We start from the raw sequence: 25252 nt of genomic DNA, 5'->3' as shown, positions 1-25252 counted from the left end.
TAATATTGCTTTATCATAAATGAACATTTTTATTGTCTTTAATTTGTGCATAAAATACATCAAAAAAATATTTTTTTCCAGCACAAATTTTTGTGTTAAAAAAAGCAAAATATTTTTTTAAATTATCCGCCTGACTGCAAGTGCTGTTTGTGACTTATATTGCTTCTTTTGTTTATTAGACTTTTCGTATAGAATAAGGCCTGGCAACAGGTGGCTTAGTCAGATGATAATTAAACGGGATTTGAAAACAGTTAAGACTGAAGGTTTTATCTTAAAAAGTTATTAAAATTATTGCCTAATTAAGTGTCTATAGTTATGAAACTGGTTTATGCAGATATTAGTTGTTGTTAACAATCCTAAAGATTGGCCGATAGATATTCCTGGAGTTGTAGTTATTTCTGCAAGGGAATACTTGCGCAAGGATGATTTCAGTGAGTTTAACCGGACGAGGGTTTTTAATCTTTGCCGATCATATCAATACCAGAGTATCGGTTACTATGTCTCGTTGTTAGCTGCAGCGCGTGCGCATAAGCCATTACCTGAGATCAGCAATATCCTTGATATGAATTCACAGCCGGTAATACGCTTTATTTCAGATGAACTTGACCAACTTATCCAGAAGAGCTTGCGGCATATTAAATCAACTAAATTTACGATCAGTATTTATTTTGCAAGGACTGTTGCTAAGATATATGAACGTTTAAGCGTTCAACTTTTTTATGTATTTCAAGCGCCGCTTTTGCGTGCCAGTTTTGTTTGCAGTAATAATAAGTGGCATCTTCAAACTATTAAACCTTTATCGGTGAGTGATATTCCTGAGCACCATCGTGAATTCATTGTCTTTGCCGCAAGGGAGTATTTCGATAATCGCCGCTGTAATCGGCCAAGAAGAGAATTCTATCGGTATGATATAGCGATACTTGCTAATTCCCAAGAGAAGGATAGTCCATCAAACCCCAAGGCTATGCAAAAATTCTTGAGAGCTGCAAAAACAGTGGGATTGGAACCGGAAATTATTGGAAAAAATGATCTGGGAAGGATTGCTCAGTTTGATGCCCTTTTTATTCGGGAAACGACGAAGGTAAACCATCATACCTATAAGTTTTCGCGACAGGCGGAGAGAGATGGTCTGGTGCTTGTTGACGATCCTGAGTCGATATTGCGCTGTACGAACAAGGTTTACCTGTCTGAGCTATTAAAACGGCATAAAATTAACACACCAAAGACTGTCATTCTTCATAATGCGAATGTCTCCCCGGTCAAACATCAGCTCGGGTTTCCCTGTGTGCTGAAATTGCCTGATAGCTCTTTTTCTCTGGGGGTAATAAAAGTTGACGATGAGAGAGAATTTAAAGAAAAAGTGAAGTTGATGCTTGAGGAATCGGATATGATAATCGCGCAGGAGTTTTTGCCTACAACGTTTGATTGGCGGGTTGGGGTCCTTGATCGACAGCCGTTATATGTATGCAAATACTATATGGCTGATAAACACTGGCAGATTGTTAAGCGTACTTCTTCCGGGCGAAGTATTTATGGTGATTTCGAAACCTTAGCTGTTGAGGATTCGCCAAAAGAGGTGGTGAGTATTGCACTGAAAGCGGCGAATCTCATCGGAGATGGGCTGTATGGTGTGGATATCAAGCAGATCGAGGGTAAGCTGTATGTCATTGAAATTAACGATAATCCGACGATTGATTCCGGTGTCGAAGATGCCGTCATCAAAGCGGAAATGTATTTAAAAATTATGAAAGTTTTCCTTAAACGAATTGAGTACAGAAAACATGGTTTAAGCGGGACATAGAGTTTTTGCCTGACTTGTTATGAGTTCCTTTATGGCTTCTCCTAGCTTTTTTATGCCTTTTTCTATCATTTCTTCATTAGCATTCGAATAATTCAGCCGTAACGTGTTGTTCCCTTTGGTATTTACAAAAAACGGATTTCCGGGAACAAAGGCGACATCCTTTGTTAATGCTCTCTCAAACAGCGCCATCGAAGTAAGTCCTGCCGGCAATGTGACCCATAAGAACATGCCGCCTTCAGGTTTGGTATATTCTATTTCTGACGGGAAATGCTGTTCGATCATTCGGATCATTGTATCGCGATGTTTTTTGTAAACTACTTTAATTTTTTCTATATGATCATCAATGTTATAGTCTTGTAAATACTGGGACACTATCTTTTGTGAAAAGTAATTCGTATGGAGATCCGTTCCTTGTTTCGCGATGATAAGCTTTTCCATGATCCGTTTGGGAGCATAGACCCAGCCAAGCCGAAATGATGGTACAACGATTTTTGAAAAGGTTCCTAAAATTATTGCTTTAGTTCCTAAATAGCTTCTGAACGTAGGGCTGGGTTCCCCAATGAACCGCAGTTCTCCATAAGGATCGTCTTCGATCAGGAGTGTGTCTGATTTGTCGAGTATGCGGGCTACCTGTTCCCGGCATTCTTTCGTATAGGTTATCCCGGAAGGATTCTGGAAATTCGGAACACAGTAAAAAAACTTGGCTTTGGCGGTTGCTACTGTTTCAGAGAAAGTTGCGATATCTATGCCATCTTCATTAAGCGGAACCGGGAAGAAATTAGGGGTATACGCCGTAAATGCCTGAATTGCCCCCAGATATCCCGGCTGTTCGATAATGAGATTGTCTCCTTCATCGATAAATATTTTCCCCAGCAAGTCCAAGCCTTGCTGGGAACCGTTCGTTATAAGTATTTCGGCAGGGTCAACTGTAAGCCCGAAGCGTTTTAGGTAGCGTCCGGCTATGTATTCCCTGAGCGGCAGATATCCTTCGGTTGTGCTGTATTGCAGGGCATCGGCACCGCCGGTTGTAAGTACCTTATTGCACGCTTCCTGTATTTCTTTTATGGGAAAAAGGTCAGGATTAGGAAGCCCTCCTGCAAACGAAATTACGGAAGGATTCTCGCCTACCTTTAATATTTCCCGAATAAATGATTTGTGAGCGTTATTCATTCTTCGTGAAAAATGGTGGTTCATAGCTTACTCCTTGATTCGGTAATTTTTTGCTTTTTCTGCTAACTTTTTGCTGCACCCAATTATCTGTTGCTTATATTCTACTCTAATGACCGTACGCAGGCTAATAGTTTTTTTCCAATGCAGGCGCTTTATTTTTTTATGGTCATTGTTTTTTTCTCTGCCATTTCCCGGGCGAATTTATCATAGCCGTTTTTCTTGATAATATTTATGCATTCAAGCCTGTTCGAGCGAAAGATCAAGCTAAAAAACTTTGAGATAAGATTGTTTACTTTTTTGCAATCTTTAGCTTCGGAAACTGTTTTGCAATCCGCGCAACTAGAATAATTATTCTCGCTGCAGCAGCTTTTGGTTTTGCACCAGGTCGCTTTCTCATTTTTTTTGCAGCCGGGACATTTTTCATTCAAATATCGTTTGCAAGCGCCGCAATAAAGCCCGCAAGCAGCAATCAAACTTTTATCAGCAGTTATCGTTTTCATTGACAAATTCTCCTTGATTTTTTAAATAACTTTTTCCAGTTCCGCACCTGGAACTATTCGGAAAGTAGCTTTTTGTTAGGGCAAAATAATAGATAAAAGGGTCTCCTAAGGAGTCTGTCTGATATGGACAGAAAATTATACCAGGAGCCTTACTATGAGTTTACCTCAGAATAGTCTTAGTTTAAAGGTAATAATAACAACCTGTGACAGCTTCCCGGCGGGTATTCCGGACCTTGTCTAATGGCTAGAATTGTCTATAATGTCCCAGCATAATGTACCGACCTTAATTTATTGTAAGAATGATATAAGATAAACAATGGATGCTGGCTATGAAAAAAATATACGGGTTTGTATTATTCCTTATTATCATCGTGGCTGGGATTATTGTCTTTCGTTTCCTTCTGCTTGATCAAATTGTAAAATCGAGAATTGCCAGAAACGGGGAAGAAATCCTGGGAGCTAAGGTTGATATCGGAGATCTCCGGTTATCACTGCGCAACCATACAATGGACCTGTATAATGTCCAAATCGGAGATCGTAACAATCCGATGAGGAACCTTGCGAGTTTTAAGCACTGCAAGCTTACCTATGATACCTCATCAGTGCTTCGGTTTCACTATTTAATCGATACGATGAATATTGACGATCTTCGATTCGCTACAAAACGAGCTACTCTTGCAGTTGTAATGCCGGGAAAAACACAAGGAACAACCTTGCCGAGCCTGGAAGAGTTAAAGAAATATTACTCTTTAGGTCAGATTTCAAAAAGATTACATCTTAACGATATTGTCGACCTAAACTCGCTTAAAACTTTTGAGAAGCTAAATCAGTCTTCAAGCGCAATAAAACTTCTACCTGAGACAGTAAATCAACAAATCGCCAGTACGAACATTCCAGGAAAACTAGAAAACATTCAGTCGAGATGGGACCGTATATCCCGCACAAGTCCACAGAGCCTTCAGGAATATACTCAATATTACCAGCAATTAGATAGGTTAAATAGCGATATCAGAAATTTCCAGACTACCATTACGACATTAAACTATATTGTGAAAAATGATTTTAAAAAAATAGAGAAGGATATCACTCAAGTGAAACTCCAGAGTAGGAAGGATATTGCGACAATTAAAAACAAAGTTTCATTAGCGCAATCAACTGTTCCGAATCTTTTTAACCGGATAATCGGAGAAAAATATATGGCATATATTGATTCGGTGAAACAATATAATGAAATGTACCGGGAAGTAAAAAAAAGGGTTAAACAAAGAAAACCCGGTGTAATCGAGAAATTAGTTACAAGACTTGAAAAACAGTTTTTGCCTGTTCCGGGAGCTCAGCCAAAATTTTTGATCAAAACCTTAAACCTCTCCGGGCAGTTCAATGTAGATAGCCTTACCACGGAAAATTATCGGATAAGTTTTAATGGAGTGATTAAAGAAGTGACATCCGATCAGGATATTCGAAACATTCCAACGACTTTTGTTATTAACTCGGTGAGGGCGAATGTTAAGGGCACGGTTCGTATCAATGGGTTCCTTGATTACCGGAAAAACAGGAGGGTATTTCACCTCGCGGCAGCAAGTGATAACCTGCCCCTGGCAAAAAGATATTGGGATCCCACGTATATTCCTTTTGACGTTGCTTCAGGAAAGCTTATTTTCCGTGGATTGCTCGATTATGCCAATGGCTCGATAAACTCGAATGTTGTTGTGAAAGCAAACAATGCAGATTTCGTGCCATCCGGTACCTATGATGCCAAAAATACTTTTCACCAGATACTCTACGCTATGCTGAGCAGTACAAAGGATTATCGTATCAACATCCGGCAGGATGGAAAGAAAGTATTTATCGATACTAATCTCGATGCTCTCTTTCAACGTGCTTCAAAAGGAATACTGCAAGTGCAGGCTCAAAAAATTAAAGGACAACTCTCTCAGCAGTGGGATAAAGAAGTTGCGCCGAAGATCAATGAGTTGGAATCAGAATATCAATCGATACAAAAACAGGTTAATAGTAATTATAACCGGCTAAAAAATGAGTGGAACGCTCAGGTAAATAACGTTTTTAAACAGGTACAGAAAAAAAAGTCAGAGATTCAGGGCGAGATCTTGAAACAGAAACCTTTTTAGCCATTGCGTTTTGCTCCGAGCATTAGTATCTCCCAGCTTTGGATTACTGTGTCAGCTGTTCCTCTGTATTTTTTGTCATAATAAGTGAAAACGGTTGAAAAGATAGTTTTTCTTTCAGTAAATGATTGGTTGTACAGATATGAATAATTTCCACCTATTTCGCGAATGGCCTTTATTGAGTTTTTTGCGGAGGAATAATTGAGAAAATAGGCTATTTTTTCGTTGAAGAGTAATTCGAACTTCTTCGAGAGGTCTTCGATGACTTCTTGGCTTTTGGGAAAATCTATGACGTGTTTTTTCTTTTTGATCCTGGTATTTTCGTAAGCATAATTGAACGAGTCTTTTAATTCGAAAAGTGATTCGTCTACAAAGATGGCGGTAATTATTTCTCCATTGGGAACAAGGATATCGTGAAGTATGGCAAAACATTCAGATAGATCATGCATCCAGTGAAGTGCAGATGACGATACAACCAGGTCGAATTGATTTTTGAGGTCTTCTATTTCGTAGATCGAGCAGCATCGGAATTCGGCATCGGGAACGTTTTCTTTTGCAATTTCGATCATTGCGGGCGCAATATCTACGCCGATAATTGTACTGTTTGGATATTTTTGTCGGAGGAGTTTTGTGAGGAACCCGGTCCCACATCCGACATCTAGAATAGTTTTGTACTCTTTATCCGGTAAAAATAACGCGAGCTTTTCAGCTATCTCTTTTTGCATTACAGCTTTGGAGTTGTAGTTTGAAGCTTTTTTAGAGAAGTTATTTGTTATCTGTTCAAGGCGCATATAGGTGGTTTAAAAAATCCTTTATAATCGTATTGCATTGTTCTGATTTCGTAAGAAAAGGCATGTGCCCGGCATCGGGTATAGGTTCAAATGCGCAGTTCGAAATAAGCTTAGCCATATATTCAGAGGCGGCTGGAGAACAAATTTTGTCAAGTGTACCAGAAATGATCAGAGTCGGCACCAATATTTTTTTGAGAAGGTCTCTGTAATCTGCTTCGTAGAGGTGTTCAAGTGTCTTTTGTGCTACGGTTTGCGGAGTTAAGCCGGGGAGCTTGTTAAAGAGTGACTCAAGCATTTTTTTCTCTTCCTTATTGACGCATTCGGAATGGTATATAAGTTGATAAAAATTAGATAGAGCCGGTTGGTAGTCGGTTTTTATATTGTCAGCTAATCGATTCGCTATTGTTGCCCGCATGCCAAATGAAAGGTTATCTCCGGCTATGAACTTAGGAGTGCCGGACAGGAAAATAAATGAACCGGCAAGCGGCTGTAACGTGTCGATCGATGAAAGAATGATTGATACGCCCATAGACCAGCCGGCAATGGCCGGGCTAGTTATTGGAAGGCTGGATATTAGTTCGGCGATATCTTTGCCCATTCTAGGAAACGACAGGTCTATCGGTTCACTTTTATCGGAAGCTCCGTGACCTCTTAGGTCGACGGTTATTATCTGATACTCTTTGAGCTCTTTCTGTTGGTAAAAATAAACGGATTGGTCCATGGTCCAGCCATGAATAAAGATGACCGGTTTTCCTTTTCCGGAGACTTCAAAGTTTATTTTAATTCCATCGGAAGTAATAAGTTCCATAGTTATATTTCTTTTAGAGCAGATTAAGTGACGGTGTAGATTATTCTAACAAATATAGAGCTGTATTTCAAAGTATTTGTAGGCCCCGCCAGTTTATTTACATACAACAAATATTATCGATGCAATGTCTGGAGGATTTTTGCAATATATTTATGTGTTCAAAAAGTCTGATAGTGCGCTCTGGTGAGTGCCGAAATATTCTAAAAACATATAGTGCTGTTACATTAAACAAAATAATGGTTAATAAAGTTCCCTGCAGAGTACAAGTAAAGGACGTGAGTGGCCGGTGAATAAGAAAATTATAAAAATCAGAGATGAAGTTCCATATTCGGCAACCATCAATGACCTTAAATTAAAATTCATACGTTTCTGTTCGCCAAATGTGAAAGCTCTCAGTGGATATGGCAATACTAATGATTCAAAGCTGGTTGTAATTAACTATAAAGATATGGCGCGTCCACAATTGAACCTTGCCGATGGTCACCGGCAACTGGATTTTTCATCCGGGAAGATCATGCGCTCTGATATTTTCCCCACATATGAACAGCAAAAAGAAAGCTTAAGGAACTTATTTGTAAATGTTGATGGAGAAGTCCTTATATTTAGGCAAAATATTTCAACAGATGATATATTGCGCGCAGGGGTCACCATGGACCTGTTTCTTGTTTTGCAACAGTATCTGTGGGTTAATAATAAGTCACATAAACTGGCGGAAATAGATTATGAGGATAATGGAACGACCGGCAAAATCATTTTTCGATATGAGGTTAACCCGGAGTTAGTTTCGAACCCGTATCTGCTAAATTACAAGTTTATTGTTACTCCTGGCGAGAATAAGATAACCTGCGAAAAAGATTATCCTGAAGGTAACTTATATAATTATCTTAATGACGTTACTTAACTTTTTCTTTTTGTAATATTTATCAGGTTTCTATAGATATTTCCACTCCCTTCCTGGGAGGGACAACAGAGAATAATAGCTCATTTATGCTGTTGGGCGGGTTAATTCCATTTGTTTCAATTAGTATGCGATAGCCCTGGCTAAAGAAGCAAAGCTTATTTACTCTAAGAATATAGACATGATACAATTATCTCTCAAAAAGAAACGCTAGAGAGGACCTCGTAATGGATTTCTTATCATTGGCTGATAAAGTAATAAATGGCTATCAGATTTCACTGGAAGAGGCTGAATTACTTATCAACTGTTCTGACGCAGAGGTGTTTCTGCTTACTTCGGCAGCCAATAAAATCAAATCTCATTTTTTCGGTAATAAAGTTAAGCTGTGTTCTCTGGTCAATGCTAAATCCGGCTCGTGCTCGGAGAATTGCAGCTTCTGCGCCCAGTCTGCGCATTTCAATACTGATGTTGCTGAATTCCCTCTAGTCTCTCAATCGGAGATTATTTCCGAGGCGGAGAGAGCTGCGAAGCATGGAGCTACGTGTTTTTCCGTTGTTACGAGCGGTCGCGGAGCCGCAGATAAAAACGATTTTGACGCTATCACCAATGGGATTAAGGGCGTCACTGAAAATGTCTCATTAAAATCCTGTGCTTCTCTCGGGATTCTAACAAAGGCACAGCTTCTAGCACTCAAGGCTGCCGGTTTAAAACGGTTTCATCATAATCTTGAAACTGCCCGCAGTTTCTTTCCCGCGATTTGTACAACTCATGAGTACGAAGATCGGGTTCAAACAGTTAAGGATGCAAAAGAAATTGGCCTTGAAGTATGCAGTGGCGGAATCTTTGGATTGGGAGAGACCTCTTTTCAACGGATTGAGCTGGCGTTCACACTCAGGGAACTGAATGTCGATTCTGTTCCCATCAATATTCTTCATCCGATCCCGGGAACGAAAGCTGCTGATGCGCCTTCGCTCAAGCCGCTTGAAGCACTCAAACTTATTGCTGCCTATCGGTTTGTTTTTCCCCGAATAGATGTCGGTGTTCTTGGAGGCCGGGAATCCCGTATGGGAGATCTCCAGTCATTTGTGCTGGTTTCGGGCGCGAATGTGATCTTGCTGGGAAATTATCTTACGACTCAGGGCCGACCGGCTCAAAAAGATCTGGAAATGATCTGTAATCTCGGACTAGAGGTTTCTTAATGGAAGAGATCCATAGCCGGCTTGCCTTGCTAAAGCAAGCCAATCTTCTCAGAACAACCAAAGAAATAGTTAAAAAAAAATTAAATGCTATTGAGATAGACGGTGTTGCCTATCTTAATTTTTGTTCAAATGATTATCTGGGCCTTTCCGGGCATAAAGGCGCGCTTGAGGCAGCAAAGCAAGCCCTTGATGATTTCGGGGCCGGGGCAACTGCTTCCAGGCTTATCTGTGGGACAACCTCGCTTCATGTGGCTACCGAAAGATTGCTTGCCCGGTTGAAGAAGCGTGAGGCTGCTTTATTGTTCCCGACCGGGTATATGGCGAACCTGGCACTTTTTACTGCAATAACTACCCCCAAAGATGCGATTGTCATCGACCGGCTGGCGCATGCCAGTATCGTTGATGCAGTCAAACTCTCTGCCGCTAGGCTGCTTGTTTTTGAGCATAATTCCCCGGCAGATTTAGACCGTATTCTTACAAAATACCGGGGCCGGTATGACAATCTCTATGTTGCTACCGAAGCTGTATTCAGCATGGATGGGGATATTGCCCCATTGCCTGAGCTAATTTCAGTTTGCGAAAAACATAAAGCCCGACTGATTATCGATGAGGCCCATTCTACCGGAGTGCTCGGGAAAACGGGGAAGGGGATCGAAGAGTATTATGCTTCTACAGAGGGAAGTCCCATAATCATGGGAACCTGTTCCAAAGCACTTGGCGTTCAGGGCGGGTTTATCTGCTCGTCACAGGAACTGATTGATTATATGGTTTCTACTGCCAGACCGTTTATCTATACAACCGGAATTGCTCCGGCATTATGTGGTGCAATAGCTGCGAATATAGAATTTTTATTTGCCAATGCTTTGTACATTGACCAGTATCATAAGAAACTTAAATTTTTCAGGAAATTAATTAAAGCACTCGATATCCCGGTTTCTCATTCAGAGAGTGCTATATTTCCTTTGGTTATCGGGGATACCGGGAAGGCACTAGCGTTTGCTGAGTGTTTAAAAGAAAATCATATTCTTGCGCTGGCCATTCGTGAACCTACGGTACCGCCGAATACTGCGAGAATTAGAATCGCTATCAATGCAGCACATACCTGCGAAGAGATAGAATTCCTGGCGAAAACGCTTGTAACTGTTTGCAAAAAATATACTATCGCATCAGTGCAATAAAGGAGATTTGAAATGGGGAAAGCTTTTTTTATTACAGCTACGGATACGGAAGTTGGAAAGACATTGGTCGGGGCAGGATTATGCCGGGCATTCTGTAAGCTGGGGCTTAATGTCGGATGTTGTAAGCCTGTAGCTACCGGTGAATCAATTTCTTCTGATGCTATCCGGTTGCAAGAGGCATCAAGGTCCACTGACCTTATGGGCGTAATCAATCCCGTCCTTCTTAAATATCCGCTGGCTCCAATGAGTTCTGCAGAACTCCAGAATGAAACAATAGATATCCCCGATTTGCTTTCCCGAATTAAGCGTATTATTCAATCCCATGATATCAGCATCATTGAAGGAGTCGGAGGTATTATGGTACCGCTTGCCGAGAATTATCTGGTACTTGATCTTATTGCGGACCTTGGATTGCAGACTATCGTGGTTTCACCTGCCCGATTGGGTACGATAAACCACACCCTTATGACGACGACCTTACTACAACAGCGCGGCATCGAGGTTACGGGTATTATTTATAACTTATGTCTTGATGACGATATGACAACGGATAGCAGTTATCAGTTGATAAATCGGCTGGCGAAGGTTCCTGTCATCGCTAAAATAAGTTATAATAAAGCGTATCAAAAAAGTTACGATCAACTGGCTAACTTGTTAGATAAAGAAATCAATACAAGGAAACTTTTCGAGACGTGTAAACCCTATGGACTATAAACAATTAGAAGCACTTGATAAACAGTACCTCTGGCATCCTTTTACCCAAATGCAAGACTGGTTGGCACAAGAACCAATTATAATGGCACAGGGAATGGGAAACTATTTATTTGATGTTAACGGGAAAAAATATCTGGATGCGATTTCTTCCTTGTGGGTAAATATTCACGGCCATAACCGCGTAGAAATAAATGAGGCAATTATCAGGCAAGTCCAAACCGTCAGCCATTCGACGTTGCTGGGATTTGCCAATGTTCCCTCAATCCTTCTGGCAGAAAAGCTTGTTGCGATTGTTCCTGGGGACCTTGTGAAAGTTTTTTATTCCGATAGCGGTTCTACGTCAGTCGAGATCGCACTTAAAATAGCCTTCCAATATTGGCAGCAGATCGCTACTCCCCAAAGAAACAAAACAAAATTCATTTCCTTCAAAAACGCTTATCATGGAGACACTATAGGCTCGGTCAGTGTAGGGGGCATGGACGATTTTCATGAAACATATAAACAGCTATTATTCGAAACCTATGAGGCCCCTTATCCGTATTGTTATCGCTGCGACAGCTCTGAAAGCCGATGCAGCAATACTTGCTTTTATAAGCTGGAAACCATCATGAAGGAACATCACGAGGAGATTGCCGGTCTCATTATCGAACCCCGTATTCAAGGCGCTTCCGGGATGATTACGTCTCCTCCAGGATTCCTTAAACAAGTCGAAACACTGTGCCGTGAATATGGAATCTTACTTATTGTCGATGAAGTGGCTACCGGGTTTGGCCGTACAGGAAAAATGTTTTCCTGTGAGCATGAAGGTGTCTCTCCTGATATCATGTGTGTTGCCAAGGGATTGACCGGTGGTTATTTGCCGTTGGCTGCGACCCTAACCACGGAGGCTGTTTATCAGGCATTTTTAGGTGAGTATAATGAGAAGAAGACTTTCTTTCACGGGCATTCGTATACCGGAAATCAGCTGGCGTGCAGTGCGGCCCTAGCTAGCCTGGATCTCTTTGAGAAAGATCGGGTTATCGAGAAACTTCAAAACAAAATTGCATTGCTTACTTCTTTGTTAGTTCCTTTTCGTGATTTGTGTCATGTCGGGGATATCCGTCAGCAGGGATTAATGGTGGGGATAGAACTGGTCCTTGATAAACGTAGCAAACAAGCCTATGGGTGGAACGAGAGGACTGGAATTAGTGTTTGCAAAGATATGCTTGATAAAGGGTTCCTGTTACGCCCGCTCGGGAATGTTATAGTTCTCGTACCTCCATTAAGTATTGCTGAAGAGGAAATAGCTGATCTTCTTGAAAACTTGAAGCAGTCTATTATTAAAGTTACCGGGATTTAGCCGACATATTCAAGTATAATAAGGTCAGTTAGCCTGCATAAAGTTTGTGTTGCAGTGAATAACTTTTTTGAAGGTTCACCTGTTATACCGAATAATATGAAAATCAGCAAGAAGGGTAATGTCTCCTATGGACCAGAGAGTTCCATGCATGCTATGTGGCAGTGATAGCCATGAACGGCTATGCGGTACGTCGCGGTATGATATCAAAGTTACGAATGTAATATGTAAAATGTGCGGGCTGGTTTTTATTAATCCCAGACAAACAAAGGAATCTTTAAAAAGTTATTACGATAAGCAGTATCGGGAACAATACACCCTAGTTGATATTGATAGCGTCGAATACCGGGCTGGAAAAAGAGCAAAAGCCCAGGTTTTCATTAATTATGTACCTGAGAATGGGAAGGTACTCGAAATCGGGTGCGCAAATGGTGTGCTGCTCAGCGAAATAAAAAATCTCAGGAACGATATTTCTGTATTCGGAATTGAGCCTGCAAGTAACCTTGCGCAGAGTGCCTCAGAAAATTACGGTTTTGAAGTTTTTTGCGGAATGGTTGAGGATTATCCTCGCAGCACCGTAAAGTTTGACCTGATAATTCTTGATCATGTACTGGAACACTTCGAAGATCCCTTGCAATCACTTGGGTTAGTAAGGGATATGCTGAGCGAAAACGGAGTGGTGTATATTGAGGTTCCTGATATCAGACAACCTTATGGTGACCTTGAATATAATTTCTTTCAAAATGCCCATCTGTATAACTTTTCCTATAGAACGATAACTATCCTTTTTCGATTAGCGGGATTTGATATTATTGCTGACGGTATTCAAAATTGTATCTGCTTCGTTTTGAGGAAAGGAACTGTGTTTCGCAAGGAAGCTATCGACTTCGATAAAGAGGGGGAAGATTATAAAGAAATAGTTAAGTTTTTGAACGTGTATAAAAATCGATTCAGGATAAATGCCGTGGAAGGAGATTCTGCTAAAAAACATTTTGCCGAAGCGGTAATCACTACTGAAATCGGGTTGGAACGCGGTATGCAAAAAATGTATCTTGAGGCAATAAAAGACTATGCTCTTTTAATGGTAGCCCAAAAGGACTATGGAAAAGGACTTGAGTTGACGTCAAAATATTTTGACTCGCTGAATGTAAATCCGCTGGAAATCATAAAAATGCTTATGCTTGGATGCAAATTAGCTGATGCTGACTCTCAATGGTCTCGCTTTGGAAGCCTGCTTAATGAAATACAAAAGGCTTTAAAAGAAGAAAAATTGGAAAAGGATAACGGTTTATAGTGACGTATTTGAACGCCGGGTGTGCAAAGGGCAGGCGCAAAATTGCAAAGAAACCTGAGTGTGGTCGAAAACCAAAAACCTTCTTATAATGTAACTGAGCAAAAAAGGAAGTGTAATATGAAAAAAATCATATCAACCGATGCGGCGCCTAAGGCAATAGGCCCTTACTCTCAAGCAGTTAAAGCCGGGCCATTCCTCTACATTTCAGGTCAAATACCTCTTGATCCGCAAACAATGACGATCAAAGGGACCACGATTGAAGAACAAACGCGGCAGGTTTTTGCTAATATCAAGGCAATCCTTAGCGCAGCTGAAATGGATTTTGAGCATGTTGTTAAGGTTACGGTACTCCTCTCGGATATTAGTGATTTTAAAACAGTGAATGAGATCTATACGCAGTACTTTACACAAGATTTTCCGGCCAGGGCGGCCTATCAGGTGGCGGCCTTGCCAATGGGAGCAAAAATCGAAATAGAGACTATCTCCTACCTTGAGAGTTCATAGTCCACTGATTCCGCAGGTACGCTCATTCATCAAATATAATCGATAAACATAACCATCGCTGGTTTGAACGTTGACCGTTAATTTTTTTTATGATTATAATGATACATTATCACAAGACCTGAGAGGGTAATTATGAACAAAATCAATTTTATTTTAGAAGATTTTAAGAACGTGCAGGACTTAATTAAGTTTACTGACCAGAAGGCCAGCATAATATTGCTTGTCTATAGCTTTGTTATCAAAGCGCTTATCGACTTTTCCTCAAATGTTACCTATGTTAATCCGTTTACGTTCAAGCATTCAACAGGAACTTTTTTATCTGTTGTGACTTTCATTGTCGGAGCAACTCTGGTTATTGTTCTCCTGGTACAACTATATTATATGTTGTTTAAGATCATCAAACCACGGCTATCAAAACATTTTTCTCACCAAGACCATTCGGTATTTTATTTTGAACATATTGCAAGAATGAAGAAGGCTGATTTTGTTACCCAATACGATGATATTAATGAAGATCGAATGTTTAACGAAATCCTCGATCAGCTTTATGAGGTGTCCAGGATATTGTCCCGCAAAACTGCCAATTTGCGTGTTGCTGTAAATTTCTTTTATCTTTCACTCATTCTTATGGTCGTGTATATAGGCCTTATCTCGATCTTATGTTCACATGCCGGGTTTCTTGGCAGGTAATTGACGTTTTCTATTAGTTGTCTTTGTCCGGAATTTTCGTGAAGACAATTTTGTTGTTATTGACCATTTCACCTTTGATCTCTGATGCGACTTTGCCATTGTGATAATCGGTGATCTTCAATGTTTTCCTTGTTCCGTCAAAGCTCCTGGTGCGGCTTACGGAAGCCTGCTCCGAGTATGAATCACTCCAGGACTGAGTCTGGGCATTTCTGGTAATCGAATAATTATCTTGAGGTTTATTTTTGCTGGCGATAGGTTTTTCGTTTCTGAGAGAACGAAGGAATGATAATCCTGGAATAGAATCAAAGGCAGATTGTTTTTTTTGCGGAGGAGTCTGAGCTCTTGGTCCTCTAGGACTGTCGACCCGACTCCTAATCCACTTTCCAGAATTAGCGAACTGCGTCCAATTGTTGTCTTTGACGTGTTTTAAATGACGGAATTCATTAGCATCCGTTGATTTTTTTATTGCGAAATATTTAGGTTCCAAATTGATGCCGCCACTAATTTCGACGAATAATTTATGTCTTGAGTTACCGACCAGGGCGTTATAGTTCTCGATTTTTTTTGTGAGCGCTTCTCCCTTTGAATTGTAGAGATTAACCAGCTCCTTGTATTTCTCGATTAACAAGTTTTTACTTGTGACATCCGGCGAATCGATTTGCTTTTTTATTGTGTTGAGAGTAGCAAATATTGTATCCAGTGTTTTTTTCTCTTTTTCGATAATTTCTTTGTCAGCGATATATACCGGACCTTTATCAATCCGGCCGGCGTTATAAACCGCAAACATTTCAAGATCATGTTTTGAAGAAATCAATTCTCGTGCTGTAATGGGAGCATTAAATAATTTCCGGGATTCTTTTTTGTAAAAATCCATTGTAGTCGCTGGTTTGTTGCTTTTTCTCGCCAGAAACTCAGCCAGGTTATCCTGATTGCCAAAACATGCTTTCACTGGCTGGTCGAGCAGAGGACTTAAAAAGCTGACCTTTACCTTCTCATTGACTGTCTCTTCGTTTATTGCCGCGTTGTTTGTTGCCAGGTAGGAAACGGTTATCATCTGTGTTCGTTCCCGTTCCGTCTGACAGGGCGGCAGTTCGACTGACAACAGCTCAGCAAGGTCCAGCCAAGGTGCCTTGGCCTTACTGAGCCAACTGCATATTCCCATTAGCCGGCCAACATTCGAAAGTTCGTTGATATCCTGATATGCTTTGGCATACTCAGCGTAATGCTGGTTCAAATGATCGATATTCTTTCGAATGCTTGGCAGAAGCGCCTGTTTCTTTTTTCTCTGATACTCTGCATTGGAAGAAAAATCATCGCTGCTTCGCTCTGCATCAGCTGTGAATTGGGGGCTATTAATCTTGACAAAATGATTAGCTGCATCAGTTATCATATCGATCGAATCAGGGTAGAACCAGAACCGCGTTTTTATCCAGTTACTGGAATTGTCTTCATAGTCGGTAACAAACTCCCTTTCGGAAACCGACAAAAATCCCGGAACAAAACGTCGCGTATACTGTCGCATATCCTGGTAGGTCGTCGGATCAATTCCACTGGAAATGGTCTTGAAACGTTTATCCGCTTCCAGTACTACAGAGCCGATCCGGGTATCCTCAAGCAGTCCGCCGAAATTAACCGTAGTCTTGGTAATGTCTTTGTGCGGGTCCAGACTAATGAACGCCTGGTTGTCACCCGCATGAAAAACTGCCCGGTACGCAACAGCGAAATCGGAAAGAGCAATTTTTTGTCCGGATAGAGTCTGTTTCGAAGCTTCTTTTGCATAGAGGATCAGTCCCTTTTGTCTTGAAATCTCAGCGCATTCCAGCTGCCCTCCGCGAGTAAAAAAAGTTTCCAGCCCTGCCAGATCGAGCGGTATAGTTCCTGCCGGTCGAGGAAAACTCGCCGAACGAAAGCGATAAGGCTGGGGATTAAGCTGAAATTCTGAATTTCGGTAGCTATGCTTATAGGCGTACACTTCGACAGCTAATGCTGATCCATCCGTGGGCAGGAGTGTCGAGAGAGCGTGCCGGATAACCGGGTAGTGCTGTACATACGCAGAATGTGCGCTCTCTGCCGGGAGAAAGACTTGTGCACTCCCTGAATGGTCGGTCATTACGACGATTGTTCCTTCGCGCACGATGGCTACCCATGCCGGCTGACTCGTTCCAATCGGGTAATCAGCTGTTATATCCTTATGATAGGATGGGTTAGGGCCATTTAACATCTCAACTGCGTAGGGTAAAAGATACGAATATCGATCAACAAATGGCTGAACTGCGCCGCGCAGGGCGGGATCGCTTAAGGCTGAGCGCAGCGGCTGCCCGGTTCTGATTATCTTATTCTTATCAAGTAGATCGGAATATCCCACCGCTACCCAACGCGTTGCAGGTAATGGATGGGCTTTTTTTGAGGGAGAGGCATAATTGTTCCTGATTTTCTCTTGGGCAATACCTGGACTGGCAACGCTAAAACCTAGGAGTACCGTAATCATTATCCGGCAAATAGTTTTTGTTATAACTTGCAAGAATAAAAACTCCTTAAGCTTTAACCGGGGTTCGATAGTTCCTTAAAAATACTCAGGATCACTGAACACGCTCACTAAAGTAGAGCTCCATTTCACAGCGTTCACAATTAAAATGCAACTGATACTTTTTTTTCATCTCATCAACCAGGAATAATGGCTCTTCATAGTTGACCTTATTCCCTTGTTTCGAACATAACCCCAGTTGATATTTCAGGCAAAGCTTAGTTGTCATGACGCGCTTTCCTGCCATCGGGATGCCCGTTTCCGCTGCCGGATCAATCTGTTCAACCCCGTGGCGTATATAGAATGTGTTCGCGCTTTCATTGAACACATTGCCACGATAATCGAGGCTCTTTTCTGGGTATGGCACATTATTCGGCTTCCGTTGTTCCGTGATCACCGGATAAGCGGTCTCTCGTGCGAGTATTAACTGTGAGATAACTTGTCTGCGCATTTCATTAATTGCACTAATCGGAATAAAGGTCCGGGGATCAATTCCAAGGTCGATTTCAGTAGCTCGAAATATTGTATCTCCGAGCTTTTGCAATTGTTCTTTTATTTTCTGCTGAATTACCTGCGGGTTCTGGGCAACCGAAACCGGCATCTCAATAGCGTATGCGGCTTCAGTCCCGTCTTCATCTATGACAGATAACTGCAGTTGTGTGTCTTTTTCTTTAAGAGTGAAAGATACATTTATTTTTCTTTCTATTTTTGCTGATTTAAGGATATTTTCGAATTCAATATCGGCATTGCGGTAGATTGCCGTGCCAATCTTAATATCACTCATGGACTGAGGCATAACCTGTGGATCCTCGACTCTGGTAATCAGGGTTCCACCGAGCTGTCCGTTATCGTCAAAAAAGCATATGCCATCGCCGTTATGCAGCTTTTTATCAGAATCGATAATGATCGAATTTCTCCGAAGATCACACACTTTTCCTATATATTCCCCTATCGATTTGGGGGTATCAGGCGAGTGAATAGCTGTTGTTCGGCCTTTTAAGAAATAATCGGTATAGCCGCGATTAAATGTTTTGCTGGGGGCTGGTACGAAGTTTGCCTGGCTTGTTCCGCTGGAGGCTTTTTTATAGTGTTTGTTATCCAGAAAACCATCTATTTTCTCCCGGTAGTACCGTACAATATTTTTTGTATAGCCGACATCTTTAAGCCGTCCTTCTATTTTGAAGGAGGTGATTCCGGCTGCAAGAAGCTCTTCCAGATAATCAGAAGCGTTATAATCCTTGAGAGAAAGCAGATGCTTTTTTGCAGCCAGCTCTTTTCCGGTTGCATCGATGAGGGAGTACATCTTGCGGCAAGGTTGCGCACACTGTCCCCGATTACCGCTTCTTCCGCCGATAGCGCAGCTTAAGTAACATTGCCCGCTATAACTGACACATAGCGCGCCATGTACGAACGATTCCAGCTTGATGGTCGTATGAGCTCTTATTTCTTTTATCTGATCAAGGGACAATTCACGGGCAAGTATCACTCTGGAAAAGCCAACTTTTTCCAGGAACTGGATTTTCTCTATAGTAACATTATTACACTGCGTACTCGCAAACAACGGAATAGGGGGCAGGTCCAATTCCAGCAACCCCATATCCTGAATAATAACTGCGTCTGTTCCAATAGCGTAAAGCTCTTTTATCAGGTTGTGCGCGTCGGAAAGCTCAGCATCGGTAAGGATAGTGTTAATCGTTACATAGACTTTTGACCAGTACTTATGAGCATAAAGAACCAGTGCAGCGATATCTTCCAGTGTATTTGCAGCCGACTTCCGTGCGCTGAATCGCTGCGCTCCGATGTAGACAGCATCTGCACCGCATTTAATTGCCGCGATTGCGCATTCAAGGTTTCTGGCCGGAGCCAGGAGTTCAATCTTTTCCATAGAGTCATTATATGGGAATTTGAATAATTATTCTATCAGGCGATTTAAAACAGATAATTTTTTGTAAGTTGCCATTTATAAACACCATGGATCGTCGTATAATTGTATTAAATTAGCGGTGTTAATCCCTTGCCAAAACAGAAGAGGGTTAACTACGGAGAAAAGATTCGGGAATCTATTAACCTAAAAGATTATTTGATATCTGACAACATCGTTGATTGGCACGTACCCCCGATCCTTCAGTCGGTCCATGAACTAACGCAAACTATGGCTGGATTTGCCTGATAAGCTTTGACGTGCGGGATATAAAAAGGAGTATTATGGCATTTAACTATAAAGAAGTGGTTCCCTGGGGCAGAAATTATGATGAGTACAAAAGAATGTTTGCCTTAACCGATTCGGACATGAGTTTAAAAATACTCGATTGCGGGGGAGGTCCGGCTAGTTTTAATTGTACTTGTAATCAGCTCGGCGGAGATGTCATTTCTGTTGATCCGATTTATAACTTAACAAAAAAGCAGATTGAAGGACGAATAGAAGAAACGTATGACACCGTTATCAGCCAAACCAGAAAAAATCAAGACAAATTTATATGGAACACTATAGGTTCTGTCGAAGAACTAGGCAAAATACGAATGGACGCTATGCGGTTATTTTTGAATTCTTATGAAGAAAACCCTCATACATACGTTCCCGGCGAGCTTCCTGCACTTCCTTTTGAAGATAATTCTTTTGATATTGCTCTCTGCTCCCACTTCCTGTTTTTATACACGGATAACTTGTCGTATCAGTTCCATCGGGATGCCATCGCTGAAATGCTGAGAATTGCTCCGGAGGTAAGAATTTTTCCGATTCTTGATGTTAATGCTGAGATATCCAGTTATTTAGGTGAAATATTAAAAGAATTCAGCTATAAGAAAATAGAGATTAAAAAAGTTGACTACGAATTCCAGGTAGGGGGCAATCAGCTGCTTATTATAAAAACTAATGCACATGGAGTCGGTAAGTCGAGTTAATCTAATCAAAAGAGGGAGAACGGTTATGAAACCAGGAAAAAAAATGGCAAAGAAATTTGAGGAAAAGCCGAAGGTCTTTATTGCTGAGGATTTGTCGGATAATGATGATGAGGGATACGAGCTTGATGAATCGTTTCTTGATTTATTGAATCAATATAAAGATCCGGCATTAGCCAGCGAAATCATCATAGAGTTTTTGAAAAAAAATAATCTGGACCCGGAAGATTTTCAGAATGCCAAAAAAATGAGAAACATAGATGATAGGGAACTTTACGCCAGATTAGATGAATTAGCGCGGTAAAAATAGATGCTTCAAGCGCGTTCCAGCTAGTCCGGACTATTTCCTTGCCCGTCGATACCATTCCGGCCACTGTCCATCGTCAGTGGTGCCTTTTTTGTCATTATACTCATCAGCCTGCTTATTGGTGTCGCGCTCTTTATTTAACCATTTATTAATGCTGGCTTTGTCCTGGTCTGGCGTACTATTACTATCCCGGCACATAAACATATCCTTATTTATCAGTTATTATTGTTTATTCAACTTTTTTACAAAAATATTCAGTTATAAATCCGTCACTTGTTCTGCTTTTTTCAATTATGAATCCTGCTTTTTTCAGCATTCCTTCCATTACCCAATTAAAGGTACTGAACTCATCTCTAATATGTGTTTCAACTTCTGTTCTGAATTCTTTACCGGCTTTTATTTCAAATCCTGTTACCCAATCATTAATTTTATTCTTGTATTCGGTTGGTTCAAAATGAAAAACGATATCGAAAATATAAAGAATTCCTCCGGGTTTGAGCATTTTGTTCATGTTTATCAGTGCTATTTGTTTCCAGAAATCCGGTAAATGATGAAATGCTGCTTTTGTTAACACTATATCTGCGGGTTCAGCTTTATGTTCATAACTTAAAAAACCGGAATTTATAAATTCGATGTTATTAATGGTAGCCATTTTAGTTTTTGCCTGATTTATCATTACTTCCGAAACATCAACCGCATATATTCTTTTGAATTTTGCCGAAGCCAAAATTGCCGTAGCTCCGGTTCCGCACCCCAAATCAATGAGTGTCATCTCCTGCGTATTCTGCAATGACAGAAACTCTATCATGCCAATGAGTTCCTGCTCGTAATTCCTAAACTTTTGATGTTGGTTATCATAGTTTTCCGCTTGTTTAACATCCGCGTAATCAACTCCGCAATGTTTGAATTCGTTATAAATCCAGGTGTTCATCGTTCCAGTCTCCTTAAAATATGTATCTGTCCAAGGATGTCATTACTGTAATATGTTACCACAATTCAACCTGTCGCGTAACCGAAATGGAGTTGAGCTGAGGAAGGGCCAACAATTCGCGCAATGGATGCCATATCTGACTCGAGGAGGCCATAAGTTTCACAAATAATTTACGTGGGAATAATTAATATGAAAGGTGCTCCTATGGTTAACTATAAAAAAATTATAAGTTTCCATTCTCAAGTCGAAAGAAAATATACAGATCATTTGAGTTTTGACCAGAACTTTCGGAGGGGCAATGATATTGATGTATTTAAAGATTATATCGGACAGAAACTTGGTTTGTATTCAAATCTTATAGAACATTTTGCTTCGATACCAGAATTAACAACAATTCTTTTCAGTTATTGTAATGATCGGAATAGTTTGAAAGACAACTCTGTAATTAAAAATGAGCTCTGTACTGCAGGAATTTATAATAATGAAGAGATTTTAGAATTCTTGCTATTATTAGCTGAAGAAATAAGAGAATTCGGGGACATGCCGGTTAATGGCAGTGACGAACAACTTGGCAAATATTACTTTGACAAATACAAAAGCTCTAATGAACAATGGAATGTGAATACCTTCAGGTTTTTTAAAAAAAATAACGGTAGTTATCAAACCACAAGGGAAGCAATTATAGAGGAAGTTGCTATTAGAATGATAATCAATAGCAGAGCCGACGAAGCTAAAGCTATAAAGGCTGTTCCTGCGGATATTCAAGCTCTATTAATTGATATTGATACACAGTTTCAAAAAGCGTTCATTAGCGTTTTTCTTAAGCCCGCACCATTATCTCTGTCGGCAGTAACTAACGTCACAAATGACTATACTGAACATGCCAATAAAGTTAACCATAAGAGCTTTATCAATATCAACAATTATTATAAAGATAAATTAAGTTTTGTTTATCTTGTTATTCATGAAGGAGTACATTTATGTTTTGAAGGCTTTGATGACAATATGATTGAGGAAGCGTTCGTTGAACATATTGCAGAAAGGTTGTTTTCAGTCATGGAGTTTCCCTCTAAACCGCAAGATCCGCATTATCAGGATCTAAAACAGTCTTTGCAAAAACTATTCAAGCTATATCCGCAGATGGAGGACTACTTCACCGACTATTTTTTAACTAATAAAAATGATAAGTTATGTTCATTTTGCCAAACAAAAATTGATCCTGAAGAAGCAAAAAGTAAATGTGCCGATATTTATATCCGTCGGATAGGGTATTTGATCGAATACCTGAATCGAGTGTTAAAAACCCTGGGAATACCACTCTGCAGTGTTGATACTACAACTTGTTAGCCTGAGCCAGGGACGGCGAAGCAATATGCTATGTTGTTTAAGCATGTTGACGAAGCAGAAACAGGTTAATTGATAGCTTCTAAATAAAACCGCTGCCCCATTTAGTATTATTTTCTTTTTCTGCTATTTTTTTATCTAAATCCCAGTATAATTCCATTAGAACTGAATTAACGGCAAGTGAAGCTTTTTGACGAGCAATAATAACTTTTTCTTTGATTTCAGCGAATCATTTTGGATATTCTGATATATTTAGGTTGTTCTTTCTTTTAATCTACCAGTTACGAATTTATGTAAAACGCTTGATATTAGGGTTTGATATGGCAGTCCTTCGTCAACGGCTTTCAGCTTGATATCATTGAGATCTTTTTCGGATACGCGAATATTAATTCTCTTGTTTTTTTGAAGTGTAGCTGTTGCAGCTTTTTGAAATTTATCTAGCTGGCTTTTGTTTGTGATAACAGATTTTAGCGCTCCTTGTTCAAAAGATTGAAGAATGTCATTTTCATCCTTATTTAAGTTTTTCATTTTTTATCCTCCTTAATTATGTAAGCTTTCTGCTAGGAATTATTGTTTTAAGAAAATACTCAGTTTCTGATTCAACAAAAGGAACTAAATAATAGTATCCTTGATATTCAACAATAAGTATTTGCTGATTAGAATAAGAGTCTGGATTATGGTGCGCAACGATATCAAGTAATCTGCCTTCTTCTATGCACTGAACGATTTGTTCGAAAGATATTTTTCGTTCTGTTATTAGCTGCTGATTCTTTTCTGTATTCCAGTTGAATGTTTTCATATTAATTATATAACTACAATGTGTGCCTAATGTCAATAATTGTTAGGTGTTTTTTTGTCTTTGCGCACATGATGTGCGATTCTTTGTGGCGCAAGGAGGTAACGAGACGCATCAAGTACCTTTTATCAGAGTAGATAAACTATCAAGAAAATACCGGGGGAAAGAACTAATGAGTAATGAATAAGAGATTAAATTGCTAAAGTTAACATGTAGGTTTACTTAATAAATAAAAAGGGTATAATCAGAATATGAGCAGAAAAATATTATATTATTCGACTAATGGAAGATGTCCAATCAAAGAATTTATTGACGGGCAAACCCAAGAAGTGATAAAGAAGATATTTTTCGTATTTGATATTATACAAAGTTTTGACAGAGTGCCTAGAAAATTTTTAGATAAAATAGACGGAGCAGCAGGGATATGGGAAATAAGAATAGAATATATATAGAATATTTTGCTTTTTTGATAAGGACAGTTTAGTAATATTAACAAATGGATATCAGAAAAAGACGCAAAAGACAGATAAAGGACAGATTGAGCTCGCCATTAAATATAAAAACGAGTATTTGAGGAGGGGACAAAGATGATAAGGTATGATGACCATAAAAAGGAAGTTTCAAGAAAATATTCTGAAGAATTCAGGAATTATGATGAAGAATATGAGGATTTTAAACTACAGGCAATTGGAGAGATGATAAAGGAAGAAAGAAAAAAAGCTGGATTAACCCAAGAAGAATTAGCCAATGCTATTCATACAAAAAAGTCAGCAATATCAAGGATAGAAAAGCACACAGAAGATATAAAGATATCGACACTGGTAAAGGTATCAAAAGCACTAGGTAAAAACTTGGAGTTTTCATTTAGGTAAAGAAATCAGTTTTCGTGAGCCAGGACTGCTAGTTTCTTACTTATCCAGGCGTAATATGATGCCTGTTCCAACCACTCACCCTGAATAGATACAGACACTAAGCGGTATTATGTTGTCTAACGCCTCTGGCATATCTGACTCGAGGAGCCGGGGCGCCCTCTGGGCCGGCGATCGCAGTATCTCATCGTTGACAAGGTTGTCAACGACAAGGAGCATACAGGTCGAAGCAAGCAAACCTGACCCAGTCCCAAATCCACTAAACATTATGGGGAAATTCATGCAATTGTAAGTTAAAGCTTTTATACTATATGATATTCATAACAAAAACTAATATGTTGACCTTAATAGCATACAGGTATAAATAGGGGATTTAGTTATTAATGTTTTGCCGGGTAAGTTAGACATTTGATCTTGTGGGTGATTTATGGATGTGTTGGCACTTTAGCCGTTATATCATTTTGTGAATTATTCAAAAGTGATGCGGTAATAGGTCAAGGACTTTTTTAAAAGTAGTTTTTTGAAAAATAAGCATAGCAAAGCCTATATCGTTAAAAATTAACGATTTTGAATA

Annotated in this window: 24 protein-coding genes and 1 pseudogene; 15 read left to right on the top strand and 10 right to left on the bottom strand. The window is 40.0% G+C overall.

Features of this window, described 5'->3' with window-relative positions:
- The first annotated feature begins 328 nt into the window (after positions 1–328).
- Positions 329–1801, top strand: coding sequence for a RimK family alpha-L-glutamate ligase (locus tag DKM50_00650; GenBank protein PZM84835.1), 1473 nt, complete (start codon positions 329–331; stop codon positions 1799–1801).
- On the opposite strand, the gene DKM50_00645 is transcribed toward DKM50_00650, so the two are convergent.
- Positions 1787–2995: a PLP-dependent aminotransferase family protein gene (locus tag DKM50_00645; GenBank protein PZM84834.1), complete on the bottom strand. Its 1209-nt coding sequence runs from the start codon at positions 2993–2995 to the stop codon at positions 1787–1789. The genes DKM50_00650 and DKM50_00645 overlap by 15 nt on opposite strands.
- A 128-nt stretch (positions 2996–3123) precedes the next feature.
- Positions 3124–3471 carry a hypothetical protein gene (locus DKM50_00640; protein PZM84833.1) on the bottom strand — a complete coding sequence of 116 codons (348 nt, stop codon included), beginning with the start codon at positions 3469–3471 and terminating at the stop codon, positions 3124–3126.
- A 320-nt stretch (positions 3472–3791) separates the two neighbouring features.
- Here DKM50_00640 and DKM50_00635 point away from each other — a divergent pair, with 320 nt between their 5' ends.
- Positions 3792–5600, top strand: a complete 1809-nt coding sequence (locus tag DKM50_00635; protein ID PZM84832.1) for a hypothetical protein — start codon at positions 3792–3794, stop codon at positions 5598–5600.
- On the opposite strand, the gene DKM50_00630 is transcribed toward DKM50_00635, so the two are convergent.
- Positions 5597–6388, bottom strand: a complete 792-nt coding sequence (locus tag DKM50_00630) for a hypothetical protein (GenBank protein PZM84831.1) — start codon at positions 6386–6388, stop codon at positions 5597–5599. The two genes, DKM50_00635 and DKM50_00630, sit on opposite strands and share 4 nt — an antisense overlap.
- Positions 6378–7196, bottom strand: coding sequence for a hypothetical protein (locus DKM50_00625; protein ID PZM84830.1), 819 nt, complete (start codon positions 7194–7196; stop codon positions 6378–6380). Before DKM50_00625 ends, DKM50_00630 begins: the two co-directional genes overlap by 11 nt.
- A gap of 286 nt (positions 7197–7482) precedes the next feature.
- Between DKM50_00625 and DKM50_00620 the strand changes: the two genes are divergently transcribed.
- From DKM50_00620 to DKM50_00585, 8 genes are all read left to right on the top strand, one after another.
- Positions 7483–8097 carry a hypothetical protein gene (locus DKM50_00620; protein ID PZM84829.1) on the top strand — a complete coding sequence of 205 codons (615 nt, stop codon included), beginning with the start codon at positions 7483–7485 and terminating at the stop codon, positions 8095–8097.
- Between the two features lie 224 nt (positions 8098–8321).
- On the top strand, positions 8322–9293 hold the full coding sequence (gene bioB / locus DKM50_00615; protein ID PZM84828.1) for a biotin synthase BioB: 972 nt from the start codon (positions 8322–8324) through the stop codon (positions 9291–9293).
- Positions 9293–10471 carry an 8-amino-7-oxononanoate synthase gene (locus DKM50_00610; protein PZM84827.1) on the top strand — a complete coding sequence of 393 codons (1179 nt, stop codon included), beginning with the start codon at positions 9293–9295 and terminating at the stop codon, positions 10469–10471. Before bioB ends, DKM50_00610 begins: the two co-directional genes overlap by 1 nt.
- A 12-nt stretch (positions 10472–10483) precedes the next feature.
- Positions 10484–11185: a dethiobiotin synthase gene (bioD, locus tag DKM50_00605; protein ID PZM84826.1), complete on the top strand. Its 702-nt coding sequence runs from the start codon at positions 10484–10486 to the stop codon at positions 11183–11185.
- Positions 11175–12524, top strand: coding sequence for an adenosylmethionine--8-amino-7-oxononanoate transaminase (bioA, locus tag DKM50_00600; GenBank protein PZM84825.1), 1350 nt, complete (start codon positions 11175–11177; stop codon positions 12522–12524). Before bioD ends, bioA begins: the two co-directional genes overlap by 11 nt.
- Positions 12525–12642: 118 nt before the next feature.
- Complete coding sequence (locus tag DKM50_00595) at positions 12643–13815, top strand: hypothetical protein (GenBank protein ID PZM84824.1); 1173 nt, start codon at positions 12643–12645, stop codon at positions 13813–13815.
- Between the two features lie 117 nt (positions 13816–13932).
- Positions 13933–14319 (top strand): hypothetical protein, encoded by a 387-nt coding sequence (locus DKM50_00590; GenBank protein PZM84823.1) that lies wholly within the window; start codon positions 13933–13935, stop codon positions 14317–14319.
- Positions 14320–14451: 132 nt separating this feature from the next.
- Positions 14452–15009, top strand: a complete 558-nt coding sequence (locus DKM50_00585) for a hypothetical protein (protein ID PZM84822.1) — start codon at positions 14452–14454, stop codon at positions 15007–15009.
- Positions 15010–15022: 13 nt separating this feature from the next.
- Here DKM50_00585 and DKM50_00580 read toward each other — a convergent pair whose 3' ends face one another.
- Positions 15023–17530, bottom strand: coding sequence for a hypothetical protein (locus DKM50_00580; GenBank protein ID PZM84821.1), 2508 nt, complete (start codon positions 17528–17530; stop codon positions 15023–15025).
- 58 nt (positions 17531–17588) lie between these two features.
- Positions 17589–19418: a collagenase-like protease gene (locus DKM50_00575; GenBank protein ID PZM84820.1), complete on the bottom strand. Its 1830-nt coding sequence runs from the start codon at positions 19416–19418 to the stop codon at positions 17589–17591.
- A 320-nt stretch (positions 19419–19738) separates the two neighbouring features.
- Here DKM50_00575 and DKM50_00570 point away from each other — a divergent pair, with 320 nt between their 5' ends.
- A complete protein-coding gene (locus tag DKM50_00570) occupies positions 19739–20434 on the top strand; it encodes an SAM-dependent methyltransferase (protein ID PZM84819.1) in 696 nt (231 codons plus the stop codon).
- Between the two features lie 25 nt (positions 20435–20459).
- Entirely contained in the window at positions 20460–20735 is a 276-nt protein-coding gene (locus DKM50_00565) for a hypothetical protein (GenBank protein ID PZM84818.1), read from the top strand.
- Between the two features lie 232 nt (positions 20736–20967).
- On the opposite strand, the gene DKM50_00560 is transcribed toward DKM50_00565, so the two are convergent.
- Positions 20968–21669, bottom strand: coding sequence for a class I SAM-dependent methyltransferase (locus tag DKM50_00560; protein PZM84817.1), 702 nt, complete (start codon positions 21667–21669; stop codon positions 20968–20970).
- A gap of 174 nt (positions 21670–21843) precedes the next feature.
- On the opposite strand from DKM50_00560, the gene DKM50_00555 reads away from it, so the two are divergent.
- The gene (locus DKM50_00555; GenBank protein ID PZM84816.1) at positions 21844–23016 is read left to right on the top strand and encodes a hypothetical protein; all 1173 of its coding nucleotides are present in this window, start codon (positions 21844–21846) and stop codon (positions 23014–23016) included.
- 79 nt (positions 23017–23095) lie between these two features.
- On the opposite strand, the gene DKM50_00550 is transcribed toward DKM50_00555, so the two are convergent.
- The 3 genes from DKM50_00550 to DKM50_00540 are packed head-to-tail and all read right to left on the bottom strand — an operon-like array spanning position 23096 to position 23812.
- Entirely contained in the window at positions 23096–23233 is a 138-nt protein-coding gene (locus DKM50_00550; protein ID PZM84850.1) for a hypothetical protein, read from the bottom strand.
- A 32-nt stretch (positions 23234–23265) separates the two neighbouring features.
- Entirely contained in the window at positions 23266–23541 is a 276-nt protein-coding gene (locus DKM50_00545) for a hypothetical protein (protein ID PZM84815.1), read from the bottom strand.
- A 16-nt stretch (positions 23542–23557) separates the two neighbouring features.
- Complete coding sequence (locus DKM50_00540) at positions 23558–23812, bottom strand: toxin (GenBank protein ID PZM84814.1); 255 nt, start codon at positions 23810–23812, stop codon at positions 23558–23560.
- A gap of 248 nt (positions 23813–24060) precedes the next feature.
- On the opposite strand from DKM50_00540, the pseudogene DKM50_00535 reads away from it, so the two are divergent.
- Positions 24061–24400 (top strand): annotated as a pseudogene (locus DKM50_00535) (type II toxin-antitoxin system RelE/ParE family toxin).
- Positions 24397–24681, top strand: a complete 285-nt coding sequence (locus DKM50_00530) for a transcriptional regulator (protein PZM84813.1) — start codon at positions 24397–24399, stop codon at positions 24679–24681. The pseudogene DKM50_00535 and the gene DKM50_00530 overlap by 4 nt, the downstream one beginning before the upstream one ends.
- Positions 24682–25252 lie beyond the last annotated feature (571 nt).

The sequence above is a fragment of the Candidatus Margulisiibacteriota bacterium genome (genome assembly GCA_003242895.1).
GTDB lineage: Bacteria > Margulisbacteria > Riflemargulisbacteria > GWF2-39-127 > GWF2-39-127 > GWF2-39-127.
Note: the sequence above shows the minus strand (reverse complement) of the source record. Positions and strands in the feature narration are given on the sequence as shown.

Bases quoted from the DNA above. Each gene is read 5' to 3' on its own strand.
- DKM50_00565 (PZM84818.1), top strand. From the start codon at position 20,460: ATGAAACCAGGAAAAAAAATGGCAAAGAAATTTGAGGAAAAGCCGAAG.
- DKM50_00635 (PZM84832.1), top strand. From the start codon at position 3,792: ATGCTGGCTATGAAAAAAATATACGGGTTTGTATTATTCCTTATTATC.
- DKM50_00585 (PZM84822.1), top strand. From the start codon at position 14,452: ATGAACAAAATCAATTTTATTTTAGAAGATTTTAAGAACGTGCAGGAC.
- DKM50_00645 (PZM84834.1), bottom strand. From the start codon at position 2,995: ATGAACCACCATTTTTCACGAAGAATGAATAACGCTCACAAATCATTT.
- DKM50_00540 (PZM84814.1), bottom strand. From the start codon at position 23,812: ATGAAAACATTCAACTGGAATACAGAAAAGAATCAGCAGCTAATAACA.
- bioA (PZM84825.1), top strand. From the start codon at position 11,175: ATGGACTATAAACAATTAGAAGCACTTGATAAACAGTACCTCTGGCAT.
- bioD (PZM84826.1), top strand. From the start codon at position 10,484: ATGGGGAAAGCTTTTTTTATTACAGCTACGGATACGGAAGTTGGAAAG.
- DKM50_00590 (PZM84823.1), top strand. From the start codon at position 13,933: ATGAAAAAAATCATATCAACCGATGCGGCGCCTAAGGCAATAGGCCCT.
- DKM50_00630 (PZM84831.1), bottom strand. From the start codon at position 6,388: ATGCGCCTTGAACAGATAACAAATAACTTCTCTAAAAAAGCTTCAAAC.
- DKM50_00625 (PZM84830.1), bottom strand. From the start codon at position 7,196: ATGGAACTTATTACTTCCGATGGAATTAAAATAAACTTTGAAGTCTCC.
- bioB (PZM84828.1), top strand. From the start codon at position 8,322: ATGGATTTCTTATCATTGGCTGATAAAGTAATAAATGGCTATCAGATT.
- DKM50_00595 (PZM84824.1), top strand. From the start codon at position 12,643: ATGTCTCCTATGGACCAGAGAGTTCCATGCATGCTATGTGGCAGTGAT.
- DKM50_00530 (PZM84813.1), top strand. From the start codon at position 24,397: ATGATAAGGTATGATGACCATAAAAAGGAAGTTTCAAGAAAATATTCT.
- DKM50_00610 (PZM84827.1), top strand. From the start codon at position 9,293: ATGGAAGAGATCCATAGCCGGCTTGCCTTGCTAAAGCAAGCCAATCTT.
- DKM50_00650 (PZM84835.1), top strand. From the start codon at position 329: ATGCAGATATTAGTTGTTGTTAACAATCCTAAAGATTGGCCGATAGAT.
- DKM50_00575 (PZM84820.1), bottom strand. From the start codon at position 19,418: ATGGAAAAGATTGAACTCCTGGCTCCGGCCAGAAACCTTGAATGCGCA.
- DKM50_00545 (PZM84815.1), bottom strand. From the start codon at position 23,541: ATGAAAAACTTAAATAAGGATGAAAATGACATTCTTCAATCTTTTGAA.
- DKM50_00560 (PZM84817.1), bottom strand. From the start codon at position 21,669: ATGAACACCTGGATTTATAACGAATTCAAACATTGCGGAGTTGATTAC.
- DKM50_00640 (PZM84833.1), bottom strand. From the start codon at position 3,471: ATGAAAACGATAACTGCTGATAAAAGTTTGATTGCTGCTTGCGGGCTT.
- DKM50_00570 (PZM84819.1), top strand. From the start codon at position 19,739: ATGGCATTTAACTATAAAGAAGTGGTTCCCTGGGGCAGAAATTATGAT.